The sequence below is a fragment of the Dyella silvatica genome, from assembly GCF_026283955.1.
GTDB lineage: Bacteria > Pseudomonadota > Gammaproteobacteria > Xanthomonadales > Rhodanobacteraceae > Dyella_C > Dyella_C silvatica.
This window is the reverse complement of sequence record NZ_JAPDPE010000226.1, coordinates 1-1,556: the sequence shown is the minus strand read 5'-3', so window position 1 is coordinate 1,556 and position 1,556 is coordinate 1. Positions and strand designations below refer to the sequence as shown.

The window sequence follows — 1,556 nt, the reverse complement described above, 5'->3', positions numbered from 1 at the left end:
GCATGAGGCGCCAGCGTCGGCACACCTATGCTGGCTGCGACCGACGAGGTGATGGAGATAGATCCAGCGGTTCTTGCCGTGTCGATCCCGCGCTTTGCGGCGGCCTGCGCCAGATAGATCGATCCGCCCAGGTTCACCGAGATGCGCGGGTGGTCGCGCACGCTCTGCAGTTGAATGGCTGTCGCCCTTCGCGCCAGGCGATGAGGCGCAACGTGATGAAATGCTTAGTTCGGATCGACGCAACGGCGCTATGGTACCCGGTGGTTTTTGCGGCACGCATTTCTTTACGCGACCTGGGTTGTGTGACGCACGGTGTGAAGACAAAATCTTAATGCTTTGACACCTATGCTCCGCAGGTCACGCCCGACATGAGGCTCCACATGGCCGGGCAAGTGTGACGGGTGATGGAGCGTCCCGAGAATATTCGAGGTGGTCAGGCGCGCTGCTAAGGGTTCGCCGTATGAAAAAATCATCAGTGAATACTGCGGTCGGAGCATATTCACTGCCACTAACAGGTCTCGATAGTAGCGTCTGACCGGCGCTCTTTCGCCTCCGCCGAGCGTCTGTCCGCCACAAGCGGCAGGTCGCCATGATCCCTGGACGGATTCTTGTAGAGCAGCAGCTGCAGTATCCACTCGAAGGAGTCAGGCGCGGGCAGGTCTTGCTAGCGTTGTTGTGTAGTGCCTGCGTGAAGTATTGCCTGCATGTGACAGGCGGATTTTCTTCAAGGATGCGAGCGCCATGACCCACCTCTTTGACGACGAGCAGCATACTTTTGTCGTCTTGATCAAGCCTGAAGGCCGGCATTCGCTTCGGCCTAAATTCGCGCAAACGCCTACGGGCTGGGCATCGGCTCCGGCGCCTGTCGCGCGTCAAGCATGCCTGGACGATATCGATCAGCGCGGGTGCGGCATGCGGCCTGCAAGCCGAATGCAAGCCATGGACTCGGCAGCAGCCCACACCCATCCCAGCGGGTAACGCCGGCGCTGCGAACCGAACTGCCGATACAAGACTCACATCCAAGGAAGTAGACGTGCGTAATGTCCGTGAGACAACAGCGTCCGCAAGAGGCGTCGCTGATTTCGTTCGAAGCGCGGGGGCGAGTGGCGCTTCGCTAGTGCAGATGTTTGAACAGCAGGTCGCCTACGCGCCAGACGCCGTCGCTTTGCGTTTCGGCGATCAGCAGCTGAGCTATGCGCAACTCAATGCCCGCGCCAACCGGCTTGCTCATTGGCTGACGGCGCAAGGGGCCGCGCCCGAACAGTTGGTAGGCATCGCGTTGACGCGATCGTTCGAGATGATCGCCAGCCTGCTTGCGGTACTGAAGAGCGGGGCGGCTTATCTCCCGCTGGATCCTGACTACCCGCCGCGCCGGCTCGAGGCGATGTTGCAGGACGCCAAGCCTTTGCTGGTGCTGAGCACGCACGACACCGGGCTGGCGGCCTCATCCGCCGCGCCGTTTTTCTATCTGGACCAGGCATCGGTGGCTGCGGCGCTAGCGGCGCAGCCAGACGACTATCGCTTGGCAGAGAGAGCCGCCCGGCATGCTCAGCATG

At 61.1% G+C, this 1,556-nt stretch carries 2 protein-coding genes; both read left to right on the top strand.

The genetic code is table 11. The annotated features are described in order from the left end of the window. Positions 1 to 741 precede the first annotated feature (741 nt). Positions 742 to 978 carry an MbtH family protein gene (locus OUZ52_RS23090; protein ID WP_425493908.1) on the top strand — a complete coding sequence of 79 codons (237 nt, stop codon included), beginning with the start codon at positions 742 to 744 and terminating at the stop codon, positions 976 to 978. A 145-nt stretch (positions 979 to 1,123) separates the two neighbouring features. After that, positions 1,124 to 1,556, top strand: a 433-nt coding sequence (locus OUZ52_RS22785) for an AMP-binding protein (RefSeq protein ID WP_266160899.1), incomplete at its 3' end; no start/stop codon positions are given.

Excerpts from the sequence above, each read along its gene's own strand:
- OUZ52_RS23090 (WP_425493908.1), top strand. The coding sequence starts at position 742 with ATGACCCACCTCTTTGACGACGAGCAGCATACTTTTGTCGTCTTGATC.